The 23,768-nt window shown below is 71.2% G+C and carries 17 protein-coding genes; 9 read left to right on the top strand and 8 right to left on the bottom strand.

The window, feature by feature from the left end; all coding sequences use genetic code 11:
* Positions 1-18: 18 nt before the first annotated feature.
* The gene (locus ABZ915_RS07700) at positions 19-1,011 is read right to left on the bottom strand and encodes a DMT family transporter (RefSeq protein WP_361797442.1); all 993 of its coding nucleotides are present in this window, start codon (positions 1,009-1,011) and stop codon (positions 19-21) included.
* A gap of 98 nt (positions 1,012-1,109) precedes the next feature.
* Here ABZ915_RS07700 and ABZ915_RS07695 point away from each other — a divergent pair, with 98 nt between their 5' ends.
* From ABZ915_RS07695 to ABZ915_RS07685, 3 genes are all read left to right on the top strand, one after another.
* Positions 1,110-1,952 (top strand): AraC family transcriptional regulator, encoded by an 843-nt coding sequence (locus tag ABZ915_RS07695; protein ID WP_361797439.1) that lies wholly within the window; start codon positions 1,110-1,112, stop codon positions 1,950-1,952.
* Positions 1,953-1,999: 47 nt separating this feature from the next.
* The gene (locus ABZ915_RS07690; RefSeq protein ID WP_361797436.1) at positions 2,000-2,584 is read left to right on the top strand and encodes a TetR/AcrR family transcriptional regulator; all 585 of its coding nucleotides are present in this window, start codon (positions 2,000-2,002) and stop codon (positions 2,582-2,584) included.
* Between the two features lie 86 nt (positions 2,585-2,670).
* Positions 2,671-3,474 carry an SDR family oxidoreductase gene (locus ABZ915_RS07685; RefSeq protein WP_361797433.1) on the top strand — a complete coding sequence of 268 codons (804 nt, stop codon included), beginning with the start codon at positions 2,671-2,673 and terminating at the stop codon, positions 3,472-3,474.
* A gap of 20 nt (positions 3,475-3,494) precedes the next feature.
* Here ABZ915_RS07685 and ABZ915_RS07680 read toward each other — a convergent pair whose 3' ends face one another.
* The 3 genes from ABZ915_RS07680 to ABZ915_RS07670 all read right to left on the bottom strand — a co-directional run bounded on the left by ABZ915_RS07680 (position 3,495) and on the right by ABZ915_RS07670 (position 7,292).
* Entirely contained in the window at positions 3,495-4,421 is a 927-nt protein-coding gene (locus tag ABZ915_RS07680; protein ID WP_361797430.1) for an oxidoreductase, read from the bottom strand.
* A gap of 84 nt (positions 4,422-4,505) precedes the next feature.
* Positions 4,506-6,878, bottom strand: a complete 2,373-nt coding sequence (locus ABZ915_RS07675) for an FGLLP motif-containing membrane protein (RefSeq protein ID WP_361797427.1) — start codon at positions 6,876-6,878, stop codon at positions 4,506-4,508.
* Positions 6,879-6,983: 105 nt separating this feature from the next.
* Positions 6,984-7,292, bottom strand: a complete 309-nt coding sequence (locus tag ABZ915_RS07670) for a tyrosine-type recombinase/integrase (RefSeq protein WP_361797424.1) — start codon at positions 7,290-7,292, stop codon at positions 6,984-6,986.
* A gap of 174 nt (positions 7,293-7,466) precedes the next feature.
* On the opposite strand from ABZ915_RS07670, the gene ABZ915_RS07665 reads away from it, so the two are divergent.
* Together ABZ915_RS07665 and ABZ915_RS07660 are read left to right on the top strand one after the other, a co-directional pair.
* Positions 7,467-7,724: a hypothetical protein gene (locus ABZ915_RS07665; protein ID WP_361797421.1), complete on the top strand. Its 258-nt coding sequence runs from the start codon at positions 7,467-7,469 to the stop codon at positions 7,722-7,724.
* A 91-nt stretch (positions 7,725-7,815) separates the two neighbouring features.
* Positions 7,816-8,451, top strand: a complete 636-nt coding sequence (locus ABZ915_RS07660; RefSeq protein ID WP_361797418.1) for a DUF6313 family protein — start codon at positions 7,816-7,818, stop codon at positions 8,449-8,451.
* A gap of 1,408 nt (positions 8,452-9,859) precedes the next feature.
* On the opposite strand, the gene ppdK is transcribed toward ABZ915_RS07660, so the two are convergent.
* Positions 9,860-12,580 (bottom strand): pyruvate, phosphate dikinase, encoded by a 2,721-nt coding sequence (ppdK, locus tag ABZ915_RS07655; RefSeq protein ID WP_361797415.1) that lies wholly within the window; start codon positions 12,578-12,580, stop codon positions 9,860-9,862.
* A 440-nt stretch (positions 12,581-13,020) separates the two neighbouring features.
* The gene (locus tag ABZ915_RS07650; protein ID WP_361797412.1) at positions 13,021-14,223 is read right to left on the bottom strand and encodes an ROK family protein; all 1,203 of its coding nucleotides are present in this window, start codon (positions 14,221-14,223) and stop codon (positions 13,021-13,023) included.
* A gap of 120 nt (positions 14,224-14,343) precedes the next feature.
* On the opposite strand from ABZ915_RS07650, the gene ABZ915_RS07645 reads away from it, so the two are divergent.
* The 3 genes from ABZ915_RS07645 (at position 14,344) to ABZ915_RS07635 (ending at position 20,509) form a co-directional block, all read left to right on the top strand.
* Entirely contained in the window at positions 14,344-15,819 is a 1,476-nt protein-coding gene (locus ABZ915_RS07645; RefSeq protein ID WP_361797409.1) for a hypothetical protein, read from the top strand.
* Positions 15,816-17,753: a glycogen debranching N-terminal domain-containing protein gene (locus ABZ915_RS07640; RefSeq protein ID WP_361797406.1), complete on the top strand. Its 1,938-nt coding sequence runs from the start codon at positions 15,816-15,818 to the stop codon at positions 17,751-17,753. The genes ABZ915_RS07645 and ABZ915_RS07640 overlap by 4 nt, the downstream gene beginning before the upstream one ends.
* A 173-nt stretch (positions 17,754-17,926) precedes the next feature.
* Positions 17,927-20,509: a CDP-alcohol phosphatidyltransferase gene (locus ABZ915_RS07635; RefSeq protein WP_361797403.1), complete on the top strand. Its 2,583-nt coding sequence runs from the start codon at positions 17,927-17,929 to the stop codon at positions 20,507-20,509.
* Positions 20,510-20,787: 278 nt separating this feature from the next.
* Here ABZ915_RS07635 and ABZ915_RS07630 read toward each other — a convergent pair whose 3' ends face one another.
* Together ABZ915_RS07630 and dusB are read right to left on the bottom strand one after the other, a co-directional pair.
* Entirely contained in the window at positions 20,788-20,937 is a 150-nt protein-coding gene (locus ABZ915_RS07630) for a hypothetical protein (RefSeq protein WP_361797400.1), read from the bottom strand.
* A gap of 12 nt (positions 20,938-20,949) precedes the next feature.
* The gene (gene dusB / locus ABZ915_RS07625; RefSeq protein ID WP_361797397.1) at positions 20,950-22,092 is read right to left on the bottom strand and encodes a tRNA dihydrouridine synthase DusB; all 1,143 of its coding nucleotides are present in this window, start codon (positions 22,090-22,092) and stop codon (positions 20,950-20,952) included.
* Between the two features lie 82 nt (positions 22,093-22,174).
* Here dusB and ABZ915_RS07620 point away from each other — a divergent pair, with 82 nt between their 5' ends.
* Positions 22,175-23,617 carry an MFS transporter gene (locus tag ABZ915_RS07620; protein ID WP_361797394.1) on the top strand — a complete coding sequence of 481 codons (1,443 nt, stop codon included), beginning with the start codon at positions 22,175-22,177 and terminating at the stop codon, positions 23,615-23,617.
* Positions 23,618-23,768: the final 151 nt, after the last annotated feature.

Raw genomic sequence — 23,768 nt, 5'->3', positions numbered from 1 at the left:
CTCATGTCCGGCTGACGCTCAGGTCCGGCCGCCGCGCCGCCCGCGCGCGGCGGCCAGGACCGCTCCCGCCACCAGGATCCCGGCGCCCGCCGACTGGGTGCCCGTGAAGGACTCCCCGAGGAAGACGGCTGCGCACAGCGTGCCGATGGCGGGGACGAGGAACATCATCAGCGAGGCGGACGCCGGTCCCACCTCCTTCACGCCGCGGTAGTACAGCAGGTTGGCGAGCGCCGCCGGGCCGAGGGCCAGGAAGAGGACGTTCAGCCATACGCCGGTGCCCGCGCCCGACCAGTCGGTGCTGCCCCAGTCCGGGGCGGAGTACGCGCCGAGCAGCAGGGCGCCCGCCACGGTCGCGTAGGTGGTCGCCCGCAGCGGCTCGATGCCCGCCAGCACCCGCGGCCCCAGCAGCGTGAACGCCGCCCAGCAGGCCGCGGCCGCGAGGAACAGCAGGTCACCGGCGAGCCGGCCCCCTCCGCCGCCCGCCGCGCCGCCCGCGCCGCCCGCGCCGCCCGCGCCGCCCGCGCCGAGGAAGAACACCACCGCGCCCGCCAGCCCCAGCACGAGCCCGGCCACCCGTCCCACGGACGCCGTCTCCCGCCCGGCCAGCAGCACGAAGGCCGACGTCAGCACGGGGCTCAGCACCGGGATGATCAGGCTGCCGTCCATGGCGGGCGCCAGGGACAGGCCCCAGAAGAAGCAGACGTTGTAGACGAAGACGCCGAGCACCCCGGCCATCGCCGCCCGCCCGCGTTCCCGCCATCCCGGCCTCGTCCGCCGGTCGGCGGACAGCCTGAGCGCGACCAGCAGGGCCAGCGCGCCGCCGCCGAAGCGGAGGAACGCGGCGACGGAGTGCGGGACTTGGCCGACGACTTCCTTGGAGGATGCGAAGGCGCAGCCCCACAGCACCATGGTGACGGTGAGCAGGAGGTGCGCCGGAGGGCCTTCGGAGCCGGGCCGCGCCGCCCCGGAGGGTGCCGCCGTCGTGGACTCGTACTCGGACTCGGTGCTCATGGGCCGAGCCTGCCGCCGCACCGGACGGGGGTCTTGAACGCTCGTGCGGGCCCCGCACACGGCGCCGCACAATGGGCTCGGCGTCGCACAATGGGCGCATGCACGGCGAGGCCTGGACCCGGTACTGGCGTGATCCCGAGCGTCCGCTGGAGGCGATGCACGCCCACTTCTACGAGCACGTCTACGCCCCGCACCGCCACGACACGTACTCCTTCGGCTTCACCGAGGAGGGCGCCCAGCGCTTCCACTGCCGGGGCGCCTCGCACGTCAGCGGGGCGGGCATGGTGATGGCGTTCAACCCGGACGAGCCGCACGACGGGCAGTCCTCCTCCGACCTCGGCTACCAGTACCGGATCGTGCACCTCGGCCCCGACCTGGTCGGCGCGGTCCTCGCGGACGCGGCGGACGGCGCCAGGCACCCCGTGCCGCTGCCTCTCTTCGCCGAACCGGCCTTCCACGACCCGGTGCTCAGCCGTGCCCTGACCCGGTTGCACGCCGCCCTCACCGGCGGCGCGGAGGAGCTGGTGCGCGATGAACGGCTGACGGCCGCGGTCACGGCGATGGCCGCCCGGGGCGCGACCCGGCCGGCGCGCATCCGGCTGCTGTCCGCGGCGGGCGAGCAGACCCGGGCGGTGCGCCGGGCCCGGGACGTGCTGCGCGAACGCTTCGCCGAGCAGCTGTCCGCGCGGGACCTGGCGGACGCGGCGGGGGTGAGCCGTTTCGCGCTGTACCGGGCGTTCCGCGAGGAGTACGGCATGGCGCCCAGCGACTACCAGCGCCACCTGCGCCTCAGCCGGGCCCGGCAGCTGCTCGCGGCCGGCCGGCCGGCGGCCCTCGCGGCGGCGGAGACCGGCTTCGCGGACCAGAGCCACCTGCACCGCTGGTTCGTCCGCAGCTACGGGGTGACGCCAGGGGTGTTCCAGCGGGCGGCCGGGCCTTGACCGACTTTAATTGACCAGTCGTTCCGGAAAGCTGTAGCGTGCGGCGCATGGCCAGAACCAAGGAGTTCGACCCGGACGCCGCGCTCCAGTCGGCCCTGGAGCTGTTCTGGCGGCGGGGCTACGAGGCGACCTCGATGTCCGACCTGGTGGAACACCTGGGCATCGGCCGGGCCAGCCTCTACGCGACCTTCGGCAGCAAGCACGAGCTGTACCTGAAGGCGCTGGACCGCTACCAGCAGAGCTGTGACGGGCCGCTGCTGCGGGAACTGTCGCAGCCCGGCCCCGCCCTGCCGGCCGTGCGGGCCGTCGTGCGGCGTTTCGCGTCGGAGGCAGCCACCGGAGAACGGCGGCTGAGCGGTTGCCTCGTCACCAATACGGCCGCCGAGCTGGCCCCCCACGACCCGGCCGCGGCCCGCCGCGTCCAGCACAGCTGGGACCGTCTGGAGACCATGCTGCACTCGGCGCTGATCCGCGCGCAGGCCCAGGGCGAACTGGCCGCCGACCGCGATCCGCAGACCCTCGCGCGCATGCTCCTGGTGCTGCTACAGGGCCTGCGGGTCGTCGGCAAGGCGTCGCCGGACCCGGCCCGGGTACGGGACGCGGCGGAACAGGCACTGACCCTGCTCGACTGAGACACCCCGCCACCGGGGGCGTCTTTCATAACCTCATATTGAACCGATCGGTCAAGAAAAGTGCTCGGTCACGAAAAGGGGAGATCATGACCACCACCCGCTTCACCGGCAGAACCGCCCTCGTCACGGGCGCCGGATCCGGCATCGGCCGTGCCGTCGCGCTCGCGTTCGCCGCCGAAGGGGCACAGGTCGTCGTGGCCGGACGGCGGCGCGAGCCGCTCGACGAGACGGTCCGGCTGATCGAGGACCGGGGCGGCAAGGCGCTCGCGGTGACCGCCGACCTCTCGCGCGCCGAGGACGCCGAGGCCCTGGTCCGGGCGGCGGTGGACCTCCCCCGCTCTCGGCTTCGCTCGAGCGGGGGGACCCCCATCGGCTCGCTCGACGTCGCCGTCAACAACGCGGGCGTCTTCCGGGGCGGGCAGCCCCTCGCCGACCTCCCGGAGGACGACTGGCGCGAGCAGCTCGACGTCAACGCCACCGGCATGTTCCTGGCCCTGCGGGCCGAGATCCGCCAGATGCGGACCCAGCCGTCCGGCGGCGCCATCGTCAACATCTCCTCCACCTTCGGGGTACACGCGAGCCCGGCCGGGGCCGCCGCGTACTCCGCCACCAAGGCCGCCGTGACCGCGCTCAGCCGGGCCGCCGCCGTGGACCACATCCGGGACGGCGTCCGCATCAACGTGGTCAGTCCCGGCGCCACCGCCACGCCCATGTCCCTGCGCCCCGGCGAGACGGAGGCCGACCGGACCGAGCGCGCCAGGGCCACGCTGCCGCTCGGCCGGATCTCGGCCACCGAGGAGGTGGCCGCCGCCGTCCTCCACCTCGCCTCCGACGCCGCGGCGTCCACCGTCGGCACGGACCTGGTGGTGGACGGCGGCGGCTCGCTCTAGCGCGTCACGGTTTCGGCGCGTCACGGTTTCAGCGCGTCGAACGTGATGCCCGTCAGCCGCTCGGACTCCTCCCAAAGGCGCTTGCCCATCGCGTCGTTGACCGTCCACGGCGCCCGCCAGGACGGCGCCGGCGCGCCCCGCCACATGGCGAACGACGGGCCGAGGAACGCATCGGGCCGTACGTCGGGGGCGGTCGCCGCGTACAGCGGGGGCAGGGCGCCCGCCTCGGCCGGCTGGGCGACGACCCGGTTGCCGAGCTCCATGAGCCGCTCGGCGACCCGGCGCCCCTCGGCCCGGGGACCGGCGGTCTGGAGGTTGGTGGCCGCGTATCCGGGGTGAGCCGCGGCGGCCACGACGTCCGACCCGTGCGCCGCCAGCCTGCGCGCCAGCTCGTGCGTGAAGAGCAGGTTCGCGGTCTTGGAGCGGGCGTAGGCGACCCAACGCCGGTACCGGCGCGCGCTGTCGAGATCGGCCGGGTCGATGTTGGCCAGCGTGTGCATCATGCTGGACACGGTCACGATCCGGGCGCCGGGGACGGCGAGCAGCGCGGGCAGCAGCAGGCCGGTGAGGGCGAAGTGGCCCAGGTGGTTGACGCCGAACTGGGTCTCGAAGCCGTCGGCCGTCGTCCCGTACGGCAGCGCCATCACGCCGGCGTTGTTGACGAGCAGGTCGATCCGGTCGTACGGCAGCCGGTCCGCGAACTCCTGCACGGACGCCAGGTCTCCGAGGTCCAGCCGCGCGAACTCGGTGATGGCGTCCGGCACTTCGGCCATGATGCGATCGCCCGCCGCGATCCCCCGCACCTCACTTCGACAGGCGAGCACCACCCGGGCACCCCGGCGCGCCAACTCCCGTGCGGTCACGTACCCGAGGCCGCTGTTGGCGCCGGTGACCACGGCGATGCGGCCGGTCTGGTCGGGGATGTCGTGCACGGTCCAGCCGGGCATGGGCCTGGTCCTTCCGAGGGGGTTGCCATGGGATCACCGGCTCCAGGATGTCGTGAGCGCCGTCGATCGCAAAGGAAGCGTGCGTCAGGCCGGCGGAGCGCGCCGCTCGTCACGCGCCACGAGCCACCGCAGGGCCAGCGAGAAGGCCCAGGCGGCCAGGAACAGGGCGGTGGCTATGCCGAGGGTCCACCAGCGCAGGTCCTCGTCGACCGCGAGACGGTTGCCCACAGCCGGGTGGAGGCTGTTCAGCAGGACGTGGAAGAAGAAGGTCAGACCCGTCAGGTACAGGGCGTACCAGGCAGGCTTGTTCCACTCCTTCAGGGCGTGTCCGTCCATGCCGGACAGCGGGAGCAGGCCGAAGACCACCACCTCTATGCCGGCGACGACCGCCAGCCCCACGGCGTAGGCGAGCATGTAGGGGAGGCTGCCGGGTGGGGAGTGCTTGGCCTGGACGTGCTGGACCAAGGGCGCGCCCAGCACCCAGACGAGCACCGCGGCGGCCAGGACGCAGATCCCCCCGATCAGGATCGCCTGGCCCTTCGGCATGGCACTGCCGGGGTCATCTGGCCCGTCGCCGCGGGCGCTGAACACGATGTAGACGGCGATCAGACCGTAGACATACGGGACCGGGAACTCCAGGAGCCGGGACATCGCCGTCATCAGGGCCGCGAGCAGCAGCCCCACGGGGACCACCCGCAGCTCGGAGCGGACTCCGTTCCCGCGCGGGTGGGTCAGGGAATCCTTGGTCTTCTCGTAGGTGACCAGGACGATCAGCATCGACGCGGCGGCGCCGAGGGTCTTGCCCGCGGTCGGCGGACTCCAGTGGGTCCTGGCATCGGCCCAGACGGCCATGGAACCGCCGAGGAGCGAGTAGGCGCACATCCTGACCCAGCCGGGCAGCCGTGCCTCACGCTCCGTCCGCCCCTCCCGTCGCATCCGCTCCTCCCGCTTCTTCCGGAGACGGCGCCACCAGCGCGCTATCGCGTTGTCGGCTATCTGGTTGGGGAAGGCCCTCTCCAGGAGGAGGACCAGCAACATGAACCAGGCGGCCATGGCCGCCGACCCGGCCAGGTCCTTCAACGCCCACGAGACGTCGGCCGGGGTACGCAGGGCGTCGGCCAGGCCGGGCACGGGGTGGTGGCCGGTCCCGCCACCCGACCCGCTGCCGCCGCCGTTGCCACCACCCTTGCCACCACCGCCACCACCGCTATCGCCACCATCGCTCCCGCCCCCGTCGCTCCCGCCCCCGTCGGTGCCTCCCGAGGACGTCGGGGTGATCTCCCCGGTCTTGCCCTCCGGGTGCACGGTGGATCCGAGGGGCAGCTCGAAGACTGCCAGCGGGTCAGGTGACGGCAGGATGATCACCCCCGCCTTCTCACGGTCCCGGCCCGGGCAGTCCAGCTGTACGTCGTGACGCCCCTTCATCTCGCCCGGGAGGTGGGCGTGGAGGTCGATGAACTCCCAGAGCCCTGCCCCGGCGTCGCCCTCGGTCGAGCCGTCGTCCAGCCAGGTGTCCAGGCGACGGCCGCCGATGACGATGGCGCCCCGTGTGCACGCGGCCGGATAGTCGGTCAGGTGGATGGTGACGTCATGGGGATCGTCCGAGGGCCCGTCCGGCGGCCCGGTGACGGGCACGGTGTCCACGGTGAACGTCCTGGAGTCCTGAACCGCTTGCGGCGAGTCGCAGCTCGCCGTCACGTCATGCTCCCCTTCCGCGGCGGAGGACGGGACGGACAGCGCGACGGTGAAGTGCCCGTCCGCGTCGGGTGTGCCGCCGACGGCCGTCTCCCCGTCCCACAGGACATCCACTCCCGCTCCGTCGTCGCACAGGAATCCCTCGCCGGTGACGGTCAGTTGCCGCTCCGGCGGGCCGGAGTCGGCTGACAGGCTGATCTGCGGGTCGGGAGCGGGGTGGGACGGCTCGTTGGTGTCGTAGACCGTTTTGACGACGGGCGCACCGGGCACAGCCGTGCAGACCGCCGACATCCCGTACTGTCCGGGGGCGGCGTCCGTCGGCACGGTGACGGTGTACTCGAAGCCTCCGCTGTCGTCGACCGTCAGATTCACCGGTTGCTGCCCGTCCACGCTGAGGTTCAGCGGGCCCGCGAGCCCCTCGCCCTCGGAGCAGTCGAAGTCCGCGCCGGTCACCGTGAACGACTCGCCGGGTTCCACCGGTTCGCCGGGCGCCGTCAGCGAGGGATCGGCGGGTGGAGGCGGCGGAGGCGGGTCGTCCGTCACGGTGTCCGTCGGCTGGGGGTCGGGCTGTGGGTCGGGGTCCGTGGGGGACTCGGCCGGGGCCGACGGCCCCGGCGTGTCGTCCGCCCGCGCTCCGGTCACCGCCCGCGCGCCACCGCTCGCCACGGCCACGCTCGGTGTCACCGTCACCGCCACGAGCAGCATCGCCGCCACGACCGCCCGCCCCAGCCCCCGCCCACATGTTCGTCCGGCCCACCTCATGACCGTGCCCCCTCACGCCCCCGCGGCCCCCGCGCCGCGCCCCCTCGGCCTCCACCACGTCAGACGAACGGGCAGCCCCCAGCCGTTTCCGGCCACGGGGGCGCATCATGGCGCACCCCCAAAGCCGCAATCCCCGCACGCCCCCACCACACGCCTCCACGCCAGCTTCGCGCTCCGGTTCCGCGGGCACGTACTCGCGGGCACGCCGAAGGGGCGGGTGTAGACGTTCAGCGTGATCGACGGCTTAGCCTGACCAAGCCTCATCTGCACCTGCTTCGGCGTCGCCCCGTTCTTGATCAGCACTGAGGCGTAGAAGTGACGCAGATCGTGCAGCGCCGTGTCCTTGGGGACACAGAGTTTGCCGCCCGACTTCTTCAGATGGGTATTCGCCCGCTTGACGTTCCGGGCCCGCACATTCGCCCAGCTCCCGCGTCGAATCGCTCCTCCGGTCCCGCTGGTGTACAGCAACCGAGGATGGCGCCACAGGGGCTTCCCTGAGGTTCGTCCGATCCTCGATGTACACGACCTGCGACGGGACTCCTCGCGGTGCCGTGCGCCTCGTCTACGATCGCCTCCCGCCGTACCGGCATGCTCGCACCTGAAGCCGAAGTGGAAATCGCCGCAATCTCCCGGACCCTCGGGTGTTCCACTTCTTCCGACGGTGATATCAAACTCGTGTTACTTACCTTCATCCTGTGGGTGGTGGCCTTGGTCGCCGGGATAGCCGGGCCGACTGGGGCGTGGGGCGGCTTTGGCCATGCAGCGAATGACGCCGACGGCAGCACAGGTGACGATTTTGTCACAAACAACCGGCCACTTGCACGGATGGAGGATATTTCAGGCTAGCCTTCACGTAGAGCGTGTTAGGGGGGTCAGGTTGCCGATGACAGCCATCCCGGTTCCGGGACACTTGGGTTCGCCGCCGAAGCAGTCGCCCGTGAAGCGGATCAAGAGAATGCATCGTTCACGCAAAGCGCTTTCAGGGGCAAGTCAATGGATTATTGATTACGGCCTTCCCTTTCTTGTGCTTCTCGTGATTACTTGGGTTTTTGCTGCACGAGTCACTGACCCCAAGGACCCCAAGCATGGCAGGGAGGGGTTCGTTGGAGTATACAAGGCCTTTACGCTGATAGATCCACCACAACATTTTTGGCTCTGGGCTGCTTCGATTTTGGGTTGGCTCATAGTTCCAGCAATCATCGGTGGATTTGCCGGCCATGTGATTACCGCACGCATTGAGAGTGCGAGTCAGTTGTCGTCCAGCTACCTCTACCGCAGGAGGACGTTGGTCGATCGCCTGAGGCCTCCCGGCAAGATCGCGCTTTTGAGTGAATACATCAACAAGTCGATGCCTGATCAGCATTTTGTTGATGTCTTCGTGCGTATTGCTCATCGAAATTACTGGGAGCTGGCACAGGATCACTGGGAGATAATGGTTAGCGACACGATGTCCACTGTCGAATTCGCAGAACTTGATCGCCATGAAAGTCTTCGGCGGGCCGAGGATCAGAACAGGGTGACCGCCTCACTTGCTGCGGTGTTTGGTTTCTGTGCGGTGTGTGAGGCCCAGTGATTAAGGTCGTTCGGTCGAAAATGCGTCTGGGGGTTCAGGGCTGATGCGATCGCGAAGTGCTGTAGAAAATGCTCGCGCATCCTTGCTGCTAGCATTCCCGGGTGCGACCGAGGAAGGTCTCGATAGGGCGGCGCAGATGATTGTGCGATGGGCGGCGGAGGGGGTGGGAGCCACTCTCGATCCATCACTCAGCGCACTTTTGTATGAGGATCTCTGGTCTGTTACGGAGTCCCACGGCGAGCCGCCGCGACCTCAATTGAGCAATGATATTTGGGTCGCCGACGATGGAAGGCGCAGGACTTGGCGCCCCGTGAACCCACCCCCGGGTCCGCGGCGGTAGTCCTGAGTTTCGCCCCGAGGGTGAGTACATCGGCGCACGTTGGTGACGCTGCGCCCACCCGGCTTCCCCCAGGTGTCCCAGCGGGTCTCGTTCAGGCTGAACGACCTGGTGAGGTCCGTGTGGGCCAGCCCGCTGCAAAGCTGCCGCCGCATCATGGCGCCGACGTCCAGTGGGTCGTGGTCAGGTCAGTGCGCATGGCTTCCAACAGGCTCTGCTGGCAGACACGGAACCTCTCCCGTCGAGCCTCGCAGCTCTGTGTGTTCCAACGGCTCCCGGATGCGACCTCGTTCCGATAGTCGAGCAAGGCAGCGAGGGCTATTCGCCGTGGCCGCCGTGTTCCTGCGAGTGGACGCGCTCCGCGGCCATCGGCTCGCGGCGAAGATTTGCTCTCGTGCGCCGAACAGGGCAGTCAGGAACGCCGCGTAGAGAACTTCTTGGCGGTCTCGAGCTCGGGCCTGTTCCTCGCGATGCCAGCGCCTGCGATCTGTGAGATAGGTGGCAAAGACGGCGACCAGGCCGCCGATCACAGCGCTCACTGGTGCCGTCCAGTCCATGCGCCAAGTTTCCGTACCGGACTGCCCATGCGGTAGAGGACGTCAGTCTCCGGTGGTTCAACGGCAGTGCTCGCACTGGGCATGCGGTGGGCTGTCGGGGCACACCTTGATATCGCTTCGCCTGGGGCAGGCGTGGGGCGGAGATCCAGCTGTGCGGCTAGACAACAGCTAGGGGGATGTCTCCTGCGCGGTCTGTAAATCTGCCCGCTTCGCCTTCCCAGGTTCAAATCCTGGCGCCGCTGCACGGGCCCTACGCTGACGGACCGGGGACAGGACCCAGCCGCAGCCCGGAGGGCACAACGAGGGCACAACGGCTCTGGACTGGTCCAACGGCAACCAACGCCAACAAACGCCGTTTCGCCTGGTCAGCGACGCAGCTTGTCAGGCTCCGCGGATGATGCCCGAAGGGGCGGCACCCCCGCACAGGGTGCCGCCCCTTTTTTCGTGCACCGGAGCCGCCGCCGATCGGTTGAGGGTCGGGGACCGACGACGGCTCCGGGGTCTTGCGGGAGGGTCAGCGGTGGTCGCTGCCCTCCGACTGGGTGGCCGCGCGGCCGGCCTCCAGGCGGGCGACCGGGATGCGGAACGGGGAGCAGGAGACGTAGTCGAGCCCGGCCTCGTGGAAGAAGTGGACGGACTCGGGGTCGCCGCCGTGCTCACCGCAGACGCCGAGCTTGAGGTCGGGACGGGTCTCGCGGCCCGCCTTCGCCGCCGCCTTCACCAGGGAGCCGACGCCGTCCTTGTCGATCGTCTCGAAGGGCGACACCCCGAAGATGCCCTTCTCCAGGTAGGCGGTGAAGAAGCTGGCCTCGACGTCGTCCCGGCTGAAGCCCCACACGGTCTGGGTGAGGTCGTTGGTGCCGAAGGAGAAGAACTCCGCCGCCTCGGCGATCTGGCCGGCGGTGAGCGCGGCGCGCGGCAGTTCGATCATCGTGCCGATCGACAGCTTCAGCGACACGCCCGTCGTCGCCTCGACCTCGGCGACGACCCGGTCGGCCTCCTCGCGGACGATCTCCAGCTCCTGGACGGTGCCGACGAGCGGGATCATGATCTCGGCGCGCGGGTCGCCCTTGGCGTTCTTGCGCTCGGCCGCGGCCTCGGCGATGGCCCGGACCTGCATGGTGAACAGGCCGGGGATGACCAGGCCGAGGCGGACGCCGCGCAGGCCCAGCATCGGGTTCTGCTCGTGCAGCCGGTGCACGGCCTGGAGCAGGCGCAGCTCGTTCTCGTGCGGCTCCTGGCGGGACTCGGCGAGGGCCACGCGGACCGAGAGTTCCGTGATGTCGGGGAGGAACTCGTGCAGCGGCGGGTCCAGGAGACGGATCGTCACCGGCAGGCCGTCCATCGCGGAGAACAGCTCCACGAAGTCCTGCTTCTGCATCGGGAGCAGCGCCTTCAGGCTCTCCTCGCGCTCTTCCTCCGTGTCGGCCAGGATGAGGCGCTCGACCAGCTCCCGGCGGTCACCGAGGAACATGTGCTCCGTACGGCACAGGCCGATGCCCTGCGCGCCGAAGCGACGGGCGCGCAGCGCGTCCTCGGCGTTGTCCGCGTTGGCCCGCACCCGCAGCCGGCGCTTGCGGTCCGCGAAGGCCATGATCCGGTGCACGGCCTCGACGAGTTCGTCGGCGTCGTGGGCGCCCGCGTGCATCCGGCCCTCGAAGTACTCCACGACCGGGGAGGGGACCACCGGGACCTCGCCCAGGTAGACCTTGCCGCTCGACCCGTCGATCGAGATGACGTCGCCTTCCTCCACCACGTGCCCGCCCGGGACCGTCATCCGGCGCCGCTTGGTGTCGACCTCCAGCTCCTCGGCGCCGCAGACACAGGTCTTGCCCATGCCGCGCGCGACGACGGCCGCGTGGGAGGTCTTGCCGCCGCGGGAGGTGAGGATGCCTTCGGCCGCGATCATGCCGTCCAGGTCGTCGGGGTTGGTCTCGCGGCGGACCAGGATGACCTTCTCGCCGGAGCGGGACCACTTGACGGCGGTGTAGGAGTCGAAGACCGCCTTGCCGACCGCCGCGCCCGGCGAGGCCGCGATGCCCCGGCCGACCTGCTCGGCCTTGGCGTCCTCGTCGAAGCGGGGGAACATCAGCTGCGCGAGCTGGGCGCCGTTGACGCGCTGGAGCGCCTCGGTCTCGTCGATCAGGCCCTGGTCCACCAGCTGGGTCGCGATACGGAAGGCGGCACCGGCGGTGCGCTTGCCGACGCGGGTCTGGAGCATCCACAGCTGGCCGCGCTCGATGGTGAACTCGATGTCGCAGAGATCCTTGTAGTGGTTCTCCAGGGTCTCCATGATCTGCATGAGCTGGTCGTACGACTTCTTGTCGATGCTCTCCAGCTCGGCGAGCGGCACGGTGTTGCGGATGCCCGCGACCACGTCCTCGCCCTGGGCGTTCTGGAGGTAGTCGCCGTAGACGCCCTGGTGGCCGGAGGCGGGGTCGCGGGTGAAGGCGACGCCGGTGCCGGAGTCGGGGCCCAGGTTGCCGAAGACCATGGAGCAGACGTTGACGGCCGTGCCGAGGTCGTGCGGGATGCGCTCCTGGCGGCGGTAGAGCTTGGCCCGGTCGCCGTTCCAGGAGTCGAAGACCGCCTTGATGGCGAGGTCCATCTGCTCGCGCGGGTCCTGCGGGAAGTCCCGGCCGGCCTCCTTCTTGACGATCTTCTTGAAGGTGGTGACCAGCTTCTTCAGGTCCGCGGCCTCCAGCTCGGTGTCGACCGTGACCTTCTTGGCCTCCTTGGCCTTGTCGAGGGCTTCCTCGAAGAGGTCGCCGTCGACGCCGAGGACGGTCTTGCCGAACATCTGGATGAGGCGGCGGTAGGAGTCCCAGGCGAAGCGGTCGTCGCCGGCCTGCTTGGCCAGGCCCTGCACCGACTTGTCGGAGAGGCCGATGTTCAGGACGGTGTCCATCATGCCGGGCATGGAGAACTTGGCGCCGGAGCGGACGGAGACGAGGAGGGGGTCGTCGGCCTGGCCGAGCTTCTTGCCCATCTTCTGCTCGAGGGCGTCGAGGTGCGCACTCACCTCGTCACGCAGTGCCGCGGGCTCCTCGCCGCTGTCGAGGTAGACCTTGCAGGCCTCGGTGGTGATGGTGAAGCCGGGCGGCACCGGGAGACCCAGGTTGGTCATCTCGGCGAGGTTGGCGCCCTTGCCACCCAGAAGGTCCTTGAGGTCCTTGTTGCCCTCGGTGAAGTCGTAAACGAACTTCGCTACGTGGGGTTCTTTGTTTTCCGACACGGGTCTCGACTCCTTGAGGCCGCGGTGGCTGCCCTGACGGCGAGGAACATACCCAGATCGAAGGCGCCTGGGTACGTCCACTTGCGTGTCATGCGCCCGTAACCAGTCGTCCGCCAGCGGATCCAAAGTCAAAGCTTGGCAAGCGGTGACGGGCGAATGTTTTCACTTCTTGAACACACGGGTGCCCACAGGTGCGGTTTTTCGCTCAGATGAGCAGGGTGCCTGCACGTCTGATTTCGATCGATGAACGATCAAGGGATGGCACCGAGTGCCACCCCTTGGAGAAGTGCAGCCGTGCAAGATCCGCTCATCTGAGCGTAACCCTTATCAAGGGTGGCGAGAATCACGCTGCCACAGCAGGTCGGATTTCACCATGCGGACGTGTGTCCGGACGCGGCACGCTGACGGAAAACGGGCGGGAAACGGATGGAAAGCGGACGTCACACGCCCAGCGCCAGCAGCCGCTCCTCCACCCGCTCCGGCGCGTACAGATGCTCCACGACCAGCGCACCGGCCCCCACCAGCGCGGCCCGCTCCCCGAGCCGCGAGGTGACGACGTCCAGGTGAGCGGTGGAGCGTGGCAGGGCCCGCTGGTAGAGCAGTTCCCGTACGCCGGTGAGGAAGGAGGTCCCGGCCAGGTCGCCGGCGATCATCAGCACGCCGGGGTTGAGCAGCGTCACCACGGTCGCCAGGACGTCCCCGACCCGGCGCCCGGCCTCCCGGGCCAGCGCCGCCGCCTCGGGGTGCCCGGCCGCCAGCAGGTCCCGCACATCCGAGCCGCTGGCGGCCGGCACGCCCGTCTCGGCGAGCCTCCGGGCCACGGCGCCACCGCTGGCGACGGCGGCCAGACAGCCGTACGACCCGCACCGGCACAGTGCCTCGGCGCCCTCCGGCACCCGGATGTGCCCGATGTCCCCGGCGCCGCCGTCGATCCCGCGGTAGACGGAGCCGTCCACCACGACCCCGGCGCCGATCCCGGTCGACACCTTCACCAGCACGAACGCCGAGCAGTCCGGGTGTCCGGTGCGCTGTTCCCCGTACGCCATGAGATTGGCGTCGTTGTCGACGAGCACGGGGACGGGCGGGGCGCCCGTGCGCTCGGCGAGGGCTCGGGACAGGCGGCCTCTTATGTCGTAGCCGTCCCAGCCGGGCATGATCGGCGGCTGGACGACCCGGCCGGTCTCGCTGTCGACGGGCCCCGGTACGGCGAGCCCGATGCCGCAGACCTCCTCCGCCCGGTGGCCCGCCTTCTCCAACAGCTCGGCGAACCACCGGCCGAGCTCGCCGAGCACGGTGTCCGGGCCGTCCTCGACGGCCAGCGTGCCGGAGTGCTCGGCGAGCAGCTCGCCGGTCAGCGTGAGGACCGCCGCGCGCGCGTGCCGGGTGTCGAGGTCGGCGGCGAGGACGACGGCGTGGGCGTCGTCGAACTCCAGGGTGATCGAGGGTCGGCCGCCCAGCGGGGAGTCGACCGGGCCGCCGGCGCCCTCGCGCAGCCAGCCGGCCCGGAAGAGACGGTCGAGTCGCTGGCCGACGGTGGCCCGGGACAGCCCGGTGACCTGCTGGAGGGCACCGCGCGTGGTGGCACGCCCGGTGCGCACCAGTGCGAGCAGCTCGCCGGCGCTCGCCTGACTCCGACCGCTCATGCACACCCCCTTGTGTTTCTCAAGTCTGCATTACATATTGGGTTTTGCGTGTTAAATAGACGTAACCCTACGGTGGCCGTGGCCGAACCGCTCGGCCGGACGTCTTTCGGGGAGCCCCGAGTGGATCGCACTGCCCAGCTCAGCACCCACCGCACCGCGCGTGCGATCACATACGATCCGCCGGCCGCGACGGAGACTCCGGGCATGAGCGCCGCGCGCGTGCTGGAGGGCAACTGGACGGGCACGTCCACGGTCCCCTCGCGGAGCCTGTACCCGCACCAGTGGTCCTGGGACTCCGCGTTCATCGCGATCGGCCTGCGGCACCTCTCGCCGTTACGGGCACAGACGGAGCTGGAGACACTGCTGGCAGCCCAGTGGGGCGACGGGCGCGTCCCGCACATCGTCTTCAACCCCTCCGTACCGCTCGACGCGTACTTCCCGAGCCCCGACTTCTGGCGCTCCTCGACCGCGGGGCGCGCTGCGGGCGCCCCGCGCACCGTACAGACCTCCGGCATCGTGCAGCCACCGGTGCACGCGCTGGCGGCCTGGCTGGTGCACCTCGCCGACCCGGGCCTGTCCCGGGCCCGGGGCTTCCTGGCCGGGGTGTACCCGCGGCTGGCCGCCTGGCACCGCTATCTGCTGCACCGGCGGGACCTGGGCGGCGGCGGGCTGGCGTCCGTGGTGCACCCCTGGGAGCAGGGCATGGACAACAGCCCCTGCTGGGACGCCCCGCTCTCCCGCGTCACCCCGGCACCGGCCCGCTCCTTCCGCCGCGCCGACCTCGACCACGGCGCGGCTCAGGCCCGGCCGACGGACCTGGACTACGGGCGGTACGTGCGGCTGGCCACGGACTACCGGGACCGGGGCTACGCCGACGGCGCGGGACGGTTCGCGGTGGAGGACCCGGCCTTCAACGCCCTGCTCATCGCCTCCGAGCACGCGCTGGCCCGGATCGCGCAGGAACTGGGCGCGACCGGCACGGCCCGCCGCGCGCGCGCGGAACGCCTGACGGGGGCGCTGCTGGAGCGGCTGTGGGACCCGGCGCGGGGCATGTTCCTCTGCCGTGACGTACGCGGCGGCGGCCTGATCCCCGAGCGCGGCGTGTCCGGTCTCGTCCCGCTCCTCCTGCCCGGTCTGCCCCGCGAGATCGCCACCGCGCTGGTCGGCACGCTCACCGGCCCGCACTTCGGCCTGGGCGCGACGACCCGGCTGGTACCCAGCTACGACCTGCTCGGCGAGGCCTTCGACCCGCACCGCTACTGGCGCGGCCCGGCCTGGTTCAACACCGGCTGGCTGGTGGAGCGGGGCCTGCGCGCGCACGGCGAGCGGGACCGGGCCGACGCGCTGCGGGAGGCCGTCGTGCAGACCGCCGGGGCGACCGGGTTCGCCGAGTACGTCGACCCGTACACCGGCGAGGCCCGCGGCGCGCTCGGCTTCGGCTGGACCGCCGCGCTCACGCTCGACCTGCTTCACGAGTCCCCCGGGCACGGCGTGTCCCCCGAGGGCCTCGGCACGTTCGACAGGAGTGACTTCGACAGGAGTGACTTCCACAGGAGCGACTTCCACAGGAGCGACAAGGGAGGGGACCGGGGATGACGGACCGGCATCATCTGCTCGTGCACGGCGCGACCTTCGCCGCCGTGGGCGACCGGGGCGACATCAGCGGCGTCCGGGGCGGCGGCTCCCCGGACGGGTTATTCGTCCGCGACGCCCGGCACCTCAGCCGCTGGCAGCTCACCGTGGACGGCGCGGTGCCCGAGGTGCTCACGCCGGTCGCGGACGGCGACGGCGCGCGCTGCGTCCTGGTCCCGCGCGGCGGCCGGCAGGAGCCGCCCGCGCACACCCTGTTCCGTGAACAGGCGGTGGGCGACAGCTCGTTCGTGGAGTCGCTGCGGGTGACCAGCAACCGCCCGGTGCCCACCACGGTCCGCCTGGCGATCACCGCCGACGCCGACTTCACCGACCAGTTCGAGCTGCGCTCCGACCACCGCACCTATGCCAAGACCGGCGTCGTGCGCTCCCGCCAGGTCCTGGACGACGGCCTGGAGTTCACCTACCGCCGCGGCGAATGGCGGTCCGTCACGACCATCACGGCCGACCCCGCTCCCGACGGTGTGGAGGAGACCGGCACGGGGGCCCGCCGGCTCGTGTGGACCCTCGAACTGGAACCGCACGGCACGGCCGAGCTGGTGCTGCGCGTGATCGCCCGGCCGCACGGCGAGAAGCGGGCGCTGAGGGTGCCGCGCTCCCCCGCCGCGGTGAACGAGCAACTGCTCGCTCTCGAAGGCCAGTTCGTGGAGGGCGTGGCCTTCCCGACCGGCTGGCCGGAGCTGGCGGCCGCCTGTGCCCGGGGCCTGACCGACCTCGCCTCGCTCCAGGTCCCGGCGACCGGACCGGACGGGGAGGAACTGCGCGTACCGGCGGCGGGCGCGCCCTGGTTCCTCACGCTCCTCGGCCGCGACGCCCTGCTGACCTCGCTGTTCACCCTCCCCTACCGCCCTCGCCTGGCCGCCGCGACGCTCCCCGCGCTCGCCGCCACCCAGGCGACCCGGAGCGTCGCGGCCTCGGTCGCCCAGCCGGGCAAGATCGTGCACGAGGTGCGGCACGGCGAGCTGGCGCACTTCGGGCAGGTGCCGTACGGGCGGTACTACGGCTCGGTCGACGCCACCCCGCTGTTCCTCGTCCTGCTCGGCGCGTACGTGGAACAGACCGGGGACGCGGCCCTCGCCCGCCGCCTGGAACCGCATGCCCGCGCGGCGATCGGCTGGATGCTCGACCACGGCGGCCTGACCTCGCGCGGCTACCTGGTGTACCGCGCCGACCGGGGCGGCCTCGCCAACCAGAACTGGAAGGACTCCCCCGGCGCCATCTGCTCGGCCGACGGCACCCGCCCGCACGGGCCGGTGGTGGCGGCGGGCGCCCAGGGCTACGCCTATGACGCGCTGCGCCGCACGGCGTGGCTGGCGCGCACGGTGTGGGACGACGAGACGTACGCGGCCCTGCTGGAGCAGGCCGCCGCCGATCTGCGCGACCGCTTCCAGCGGGACTTCTGGATGCGGGAGCGCTCCTTCCCGGCGCTCGCGCTGGACGGGGAGGGCCGCCAGGTCGACGCGCTGGCCTCGGACGCGGGGCATCTGCTGTGGTCGGGGCTGCTGGACAAGGAGTACGGGGAGGTGGTCGGCCGCAGGCTCCTGGAACCGGACTTCTTCTCGGGCTGGGGCGTGCGCACGCTGGCGGCCGGGCAACCGGCGTACCACCCCCTCTCCTACCACCGCGGGTCGGTCTGGCCGCACGACAACGCGCTGCTCACCCTGGGTCTGGCCCGCTACGGCCTGCACGACGAGGCCCGCACGGTCGCCCACGCCCTGGTCGACGCGGCGACGGCCGCCGGGCACCGGCTGCCGGAGGTGCTCGCGGGGTACGGCCGTGACACCCACGCCGAGCCCGTGCCCTACCCGCACGCGTGCGTACGCGAATCCCGCTCGGCGGCGGCACCGTTGGCGCTGCTCACGGCGGTCGGGGGCGCCTAGGATCCGTTGGCACGGTCCCGTCCGGCGGAGTGTTGACGAGCCATTTGCCGGGTGTTTGCCCAGGGTCCTGAACAGGCCCCGAAGGCGAACCGTACGGGAGGACGGCGGGCCCCTGCCTCCCCGCGCGGCCCCGCCTCCGCCGTCCACGGGCCTCGCACGGAAGGACCTCCGGGTTGCCTCAGCACACGAGCATTCGCCAGTCACCGGAAACGGACGGCGCCGCCGTCCGGCCGGAATCCGAGGAACCCGGGGCCGAGACCGAGGGCGGTGTCTCCGCCGAGGCGGACACGGCGACCCGCCAGGCCACGGCCGCCACCGACGGCCTTTCCTCCGCCGAGGCCGGGTCGGGCGACGCCCGCGGAGCCGCCGCCGGGAAGGCCGCCGGGGACGGCACCGCGCAGCCCGCCGAGGCACGGCCCGCGCCCGACACCGCCGGACCGAAAACGGCCCCCGAGGCAAGCGCCCCGGAAGCCGCCGCCGACCCGGAGACCACCGCCCCGGACACCCCGGAAGAGCCCACCGCTCCGGAAGCCGCCGCGGAGGCCGCACCCGGAACCGCCGCTCCGGAAGCCGCGCCCGAGGGCACGACCTCCAAGGTCACCCCGAAGGACTCCCCCGAGGCAACCGCTCCCGAAGCCGCCGACGAGACATCCGCCCCGGAAGTCACACCCGAGGCGGCCTCCCCCGCGACCACCCCCGAAGCCGAGACCCCCGAAGCCGACGGCAAGGCCCCCGCCCCGGAAGCCGCCGCCCCCGGGGCCACGCCCGAGGCCGACACCCCGGCTGCCACACCCAAGGCCACCGCCGCCTCCCCGGCCACCCCGGATGCCACATCCGAGGAAGCCACCCCCGAAGCCACCGCCGAGGCCTCCGCCCCGGAAGCCGCGCTCGACGAGGCCGCCCCCGCGAGCACCCCCGGAACCGAGACCTCCGAGGCCGGCACCCCCGATGCCACCGCCGAGGCACCCGCCCCGGAAACCGCGCTCGAAGCGGCCGCCCCCACGACCACCCCCGAAGCCGCCGACCAGGCACCCGCCCAGCGCCCCGCGCGCGGTAGCCGGCCCGGTTGGCGTGGGCGGATCCGGATGCGGCAGGAGGCGTGGCGGGCGGCGCATCCGACGGCTGCCGCCGTGTTGTCGGTGACCGTGACCGTGCTGGCCGCCGCGCTGGTGCTGGCCGCGCTGATGCTGCCGAACACCGTGGTCGGGCTCAAGCCGATGAAGTTCGCGCGAATACCGGCGGAGGCGATCATCGGGGCCGCCGTGATGCTGGCGCTGCCGCGCCGCCCCCGGGTCGTGCTGGCGGCCGTCTCCGGCGTCGCGCTCGGTGCGATGACCGTACTGAACTTCCTCGACATGGGCTTCAACCAGTACCTCGGCCGGACCTTCAACCCGATCCTCGACTGGACCCTGCTCAGCGACGCGCAGTCGTACCTGAACGACTCCCTCGGCAAGACGGTCACGCTCGCCGCCACCGTCGGCCTCATCGTCCTCGTGCTGCTGCTGTTCCTCCTGCTGGCCCTGTCCACGGTCCGGCTGAGCAACCTGCTGGCCCGGAACACCGGCACGGCCACCCGGGGCACGCTGATCGCCGGCGTCGTCTGGATCACCTGCTCCTCCCTCGGCATCCAGATCTCCGGCGTGCCGATCGCCTCCGACCGCACCGCCGCCGCCCTGAAGATCCAGGCGCACAAGGTCGCGGCCACCCTGCACGACGAGGCGGAGTTCGAGAAGGTCGCCAAGGTCGACGCGTTCGGCGACACACCGGGCAACCAGCTGGTGCCGGACCTGCGCGGCAAGGACATGATCTTCACGTTCATCGAGAGCTACGGCCGCAGCGCGATCGAGGACCCGATCATGGCGCCCGGCGTGGACAAGACGTTGGACGTGCGGACCAAGGCCCTGGCCAAGGCCGGCTTCCACGCCAAGAGCGGCTGGCTGACCTCGGCGACGTACGGCGGCAGCAGCTGGCTCGGCCACTCCACCACCATGTCGGGCCTGTGGATCAGCAACCAGCAGCGCTACCGCACCGTGATGGCCAGCGACCACCTGAGCCTCACCGACGCCTTCAAGAAGACCGGCGCGTTCGACACGGTCGGCGTGATGCCGGGCATCCAGAAGGGCTGGCCGGAGCAGAAGTGGTACGGCCTCGACAAGGTCTACAACGCCTTCCAGCTGGGCTACAAGGGCCCGAAGTTCAGCTGGTCGACCATGCCGGACCAGTACGCGCTCCAGCAGTACCAGCAGCGGGTGCACAGCAAGAAGGTCGCCGACGGCAAGTCGCGGATGTCGCTGCTCATCCTGACCTCCAGCCACCAGCCCTGGGCGCCGATCCCGAAGATGGTCGACTGGGACCAGCTGGGCAACGGCTCGGTCTTCAAGGGCATCGAGGCGGCGGGCAACAAGCCGGAGGACGTCATCGCCGACACCACCAAGTCCCGCGAGGAGTACGGCAAGTCGATCCAGTACTCGGTGACCGCCCTCACCCAGTGGCTGGAGCGCTACGGCAACAAGGACACCGTCCTGGTCTTCCTCGGCGACCACCAGCCCATCGCCCGGGTCAGCGGCAACCACGCCAGCCGTGACGTCCCGGTCTCCATCGTCGCCAAGGACCCGAAGGTCCTGGACAAGATCGCCGACTGGAACTGGACGGACGGCCTGCGGCCCGCGCACGACGCGCCGGTGTGGAAGATGAGCTCCTTCCGCGACAGGTTCCTCACGGCGTACGGCTCGACCCCGCACCCGAAGAAGGGCTGACCCGCTCTCAGTACCCCTCCACGTAACCCTCCATCGCGGCGCGCGCCGCTTCGACGACTCGTTCCAGGGAGTTTCAGACAGGCCTCCCGGGTGCCGTCGAAGCGAGCGCGCGCTCCGTCTTCACCGAGGGAGACGTGCCAGAGGGACCGGCTGACCTCCGTCGCCGCGGCTGGCACGGCCTGCACCGCTCCGGCCGCCTCGGCGCCGTCCACGACCCGCCGGTACAGCTCGCCCATGACATGGGCCCGCTCCATCAGCTCCAGGTACGCGGCCCGCCGTTACTCCCGCACCTGTTGCCGGTGCTGGGCCCGCGCCGACCCCTCGACCTTCGTCCGGGCCGCCCGCACGTCCCCGAGGTTGGTCACCCAGCTCGCCGGCACCGCCGTACCGCCGGTGAATGCCGTGACCCACACCGCGCTGTCCCCCATGTCGGCCAGTGGTCAGCCGCCGGACGTGTCCAGCTCCGCGTCCTCGCTGATGCCCGCGCAGTCGTACGGGTCCTTCAGCCAGCCGTCCGGCAGGACCACGCGGTTGTTGCCGGAGGTACGGCCGCGGGGGCCGTCGGCGCCGGTGGGCCAGGGCTGGTCGAGGTCCAGTTCGTCCAGGCCGGAGCGGAGTTCCTCCAGGGAGGAGGTGATGGCGAGGCGCCCCCGCATCTCCGAGCCGACCGCGAAGCCCTTCAGGTACCAGGCGACGTGCTTGCGGAAGTCGATGACCCCGCGGGGCTCGTCGCCGATCCACTCGCCGAGGAGGGTGGCGTGGCGGACCATGACCTCGGCCACCTCGCGGAGCGTGGGGCGTGCGATGTCCGCCGTACGGCCCTCGAAGGCGGCCACCAGGTCCGCGAACAGCCAGGGCCGGCCCAGGCAGCCGCGTCCCACGACCACGCCGTCGCAGCCGGTCTCCCGGACCATCCGCAGCGCGTCCTCGGCGGACCAGATGTCGCCGTTGCCGAGCACGGGGATCTCGGGGACGTGCTCCTTCAGGCGGGCGATGGCGTCCCAGTCCGCGGTGCCGCCGTAGTGCTGGGCGGCGGTGCGGCCGTGCAGGGCGATGGCCGTGACGCCCTCCTCGACGGCGATGCGTCCGGCGTCGAGGTAGGTGATGTGGTCGTCGTCGATGCCCTTGCGCATCTTCATCGTGACCGGCAGGTCCCCGGCGCCCGACACGGCCTCGCGGAGGATCGCGCGCAGCAGGTTGCGCTTGTACGGCAGCGCGGAGCCGCCGCCCTTGCGCGTCACCTTGGGCACCGGGCAGCCGAAGTTCAGGTCGATGTGGTCGGCGAGGTCCTCCTCCGCGATCATGCGGACGGCCTTGCCGACGGTCGCCGGGTCGACGCCGTACAGCTGGATCGAGCGCGGCTTCTCGATCGCGTCGAAGTGGATCAGCTGCATGGTCTTCTCGTTGCGCTCGACCAGCGCCCGGGTCGTGATCATCTCGCTCACGAAAAGCCCCTTGCCCCCGCTGAACTCCCGGCACAGGGTGCGGAAGGGCGCGTTGGTGATGCCCGCCATGGGGGCGAGGACAACGGGCGGCCGGACGGTGTGCGGGCCGATCGGCAGGGGCGTCGTGGGCGTGGGCATTGCCCCATTGTCACCCATCCGGAATGATCATGTATCAGTCATTAGTTAGACGCACTATTGAAATCGGCGTACGATGGAACGCATGCCCGAGCTCAGCCATCGCCGACGTCTGCTCGTGCTCGCGATCTGCTGCATGAGCCTGCTGATCGTCAGCCTCGACGTCACCGCCCTCAACGTGGCCCTGCCGTCCATGCAGCGCGACCTGCACGCCACCACCTCCGGCCTCCAGTGGACGATCGACGCCTACACCCTGGTACTGGCCTCACTGCTGATGCTCGCGGGCTCCACGGCCGACCGGGTCGGCCGCAAGAGGGTCTTCATGACCGGCCTGATCGTGTTCGTGACCGGGTCACTGCTGTGCTCCCTCGCGCCCAGCCTCGAGGCGCTGGTCGTCTTCCGCATGATCCAGGCGGTCGGCGGCTCGATGCTCAACCCGGTCGCCATGTCGATCATCACCAACACCTTCACCGACGCGCGCGAGCGCGCCCGCGCGATCGGCGTGTGGGGCGCGGTCGTCGGCATATCCATGGCCGCCGGCCCCCTGGTCGGGGGCCTGCTGGTGGAGTCGGTCGGCTGGCGGTCCATCTTCTGGGTCAACCTGCCGGTCGGCCTGGCCGCGCTCCTGCTCACGCTGCGCTTCGTCCCCGAGTCCCGCGCGCCCAAGGCCCGCCGACCCGACCCGGTCGGCCAGCTGCTGGTGATCGCCCTGTTCGGCTCCCTCACGTACGCGATCATCGAGGCGCCGGACTCGGGCACCGGCAGGGTGCTGCCGTTCGCGCTGATCGCCTTCGCCGCCCTCCTCGGGCTGCTGTGGTACGAGCCCCGGCGCGCCGAACCCCTCATCGACCTGCGCTTCTTCCGGTCCGCGCCGTTCAGCGGGGCCACGGTGATCGCCATCAGCGCGTTCGCCTCGCTGGGCGGGTTCCTGTTCCTGTCGACGCTGTACCTCCAGAACGTGCGCGGGCTGGACGCCCTCCACGCCGGTCTGTGGATGCTGCCGATGGCCGTGCCGACGTTCCTGTGCGCCCCGCTGTCCGGACGGCTGGTCGGCAGCCGGGGGCCGCGGCTGCCGCTGCTGATCGCCGGGTTCGCCATGACCGTGAGCGGGGTGCTGTTCGCCGCGTTCGAGGCGGAGACGTCGAACGTCACGCTGGTCATCGGGTACGTGCTGTTCGGCATCGGGTTCGGCTTCGTGAACGCGCCGATCACCAACACGGCCGTGTCCGGGATGCCGCGGGCGCAGGCCGGGGTCGCCGCGGCCGTCGCCTCCACCAGCAGGCAGCTCGGGCAGACGCTGGGGGTCGCCGTGATCGGGGCGGTGCTGGCGTCCGGGGTCGACTCGTCGTCGTACCGGACCGCGTTCGTGTCGGCGGCCCGGCCGGCGTGGTGGATCCTCGCCGTCTGCGGCCTCGCGGTCCTCGTCCTCGGCGCGCTCACCAGCGGCCCCTGGGCCCGCCGCACGGCCGAGCACACCGCCCTGCGGCTTCAGTCCAACGAGGTCCGGGAAGCGGCCGGCGTCGGCTGAACCTGCCGACGGCCCCGTACCGGACGCAGTGCACGCCGGCCGCCCGGCCCGCACACCCTCGCCACCCGCGGCCTCACGGTCCTCACCCTCGGCGCGCTCACCAGCGACCCCTGGGCCCGCCGCACGGCCGAGCACACCGCCCTGCGGCTTC

This window comes from Streptomyces sp. NPDC046915 (assembly GCF_040644935.1).
Lineage (GTDB): Bacteria > Actinomycetota > Actinomycetes > Streptomycetales > Streptomycetaceae > Streptomyces.
This window is presented reverse-complemented; position numbering and strand designations above follow the sequence as displayed.

What these genes read in the sequence shown, in the direction of transcription:
- ABZ915_RS07700 (WP_361797442.1), bottom strand. Translation starts at nt 1,011, where the DNA reads ATGAGCACCGAGTCCGAGTACGAGTCCACGACGGCGGCACCCTCCGGG.
- ABZ915_RS07695 (WP_361797439.1), top strand. Translation starts at nt 1,110, where the DNA reads ATGCACGGCGAGGCCTGGACCCGGTACTGGCGTGATCCCGAGCGTCCG.
- ABZ915_RS07690 (WP_361797436.1), top strand. Translation starts at nt 2,000, where the DNA reads ATGGCCAGAACCAAGGAGTTCGACCCGGACGCCGCGCTCCAGTCGGCC.
- ABZ915_RS07685 (WP_361797433.1), top strand. Translation starts at nt 2,671, where the DNA reads ATGACCACCACCCGCTTCACCGGCAGAACCGCCCTCGTCACGGGCGCC.
- ABZ915_RS07680 (WP_361797430.1), bottom strand. Translation starts at nt 4,421, where the DNA reads ATGCCCGGCTGGACCGTGCACGACATCCCCGACCAGACCGGCCGCATC.
- ABZ915_RS07675 (WP_361797427.1), bottom strand. Translation starts at nt 6,878, where the DNA reads ATGAGGTGGGCCGGACGAACATGTGGGCGGGGGCTGGGGCGGGCGGTC.
- ABZ915_RS07665 (WP_361797421.1), top strand. Translation starts at nt 7,467, where the DNA reads ATGCTCGCACCTGAAGCCGAAGTGGAAATCGCCGCAATCTCCCGGACC.
- ABZ915_RS07650 (WP_361797412.1), bottom strand. Translation starts at nt 14,223, where the DNA reads ATGAGCGGTCGGAGTCAGGCGAGCGCCGGCGAGCTGCTCGCACTGGTG.
- ABZ915_RS07640 (WP_361797406.1), top strand. Translation starts at nt 15,816, where the DNA reads ATGACGGACCGGCATCATCTGCTCGTGCACGGCGCGACCTTCGCCGCC.
- ABZ915_RS07630 (WP_361797400.1), bottom strand. Translation starts at nt 20,937, where the DNA reads ATGGGGGACAGCGCGGTGTGGGTCACGGCATTCACCGGCGGTACGGCG.
- dusB (WP_361797397.1), bottom strand. Translation starts at nt 22,092, where the DNA reads ATGCCCACGCCCACGACGCCCCTGCCGATCGGCCCGCACACCGTCCGG.
- ABZ915_RS07620 (WP_361797394.1), top strand. Translation starts at nt 22,175, where the DNA reads ATGCCCGAGCTCAGCCATCGCCGACGTCTGCTCGTGCTCGCGATCTGC.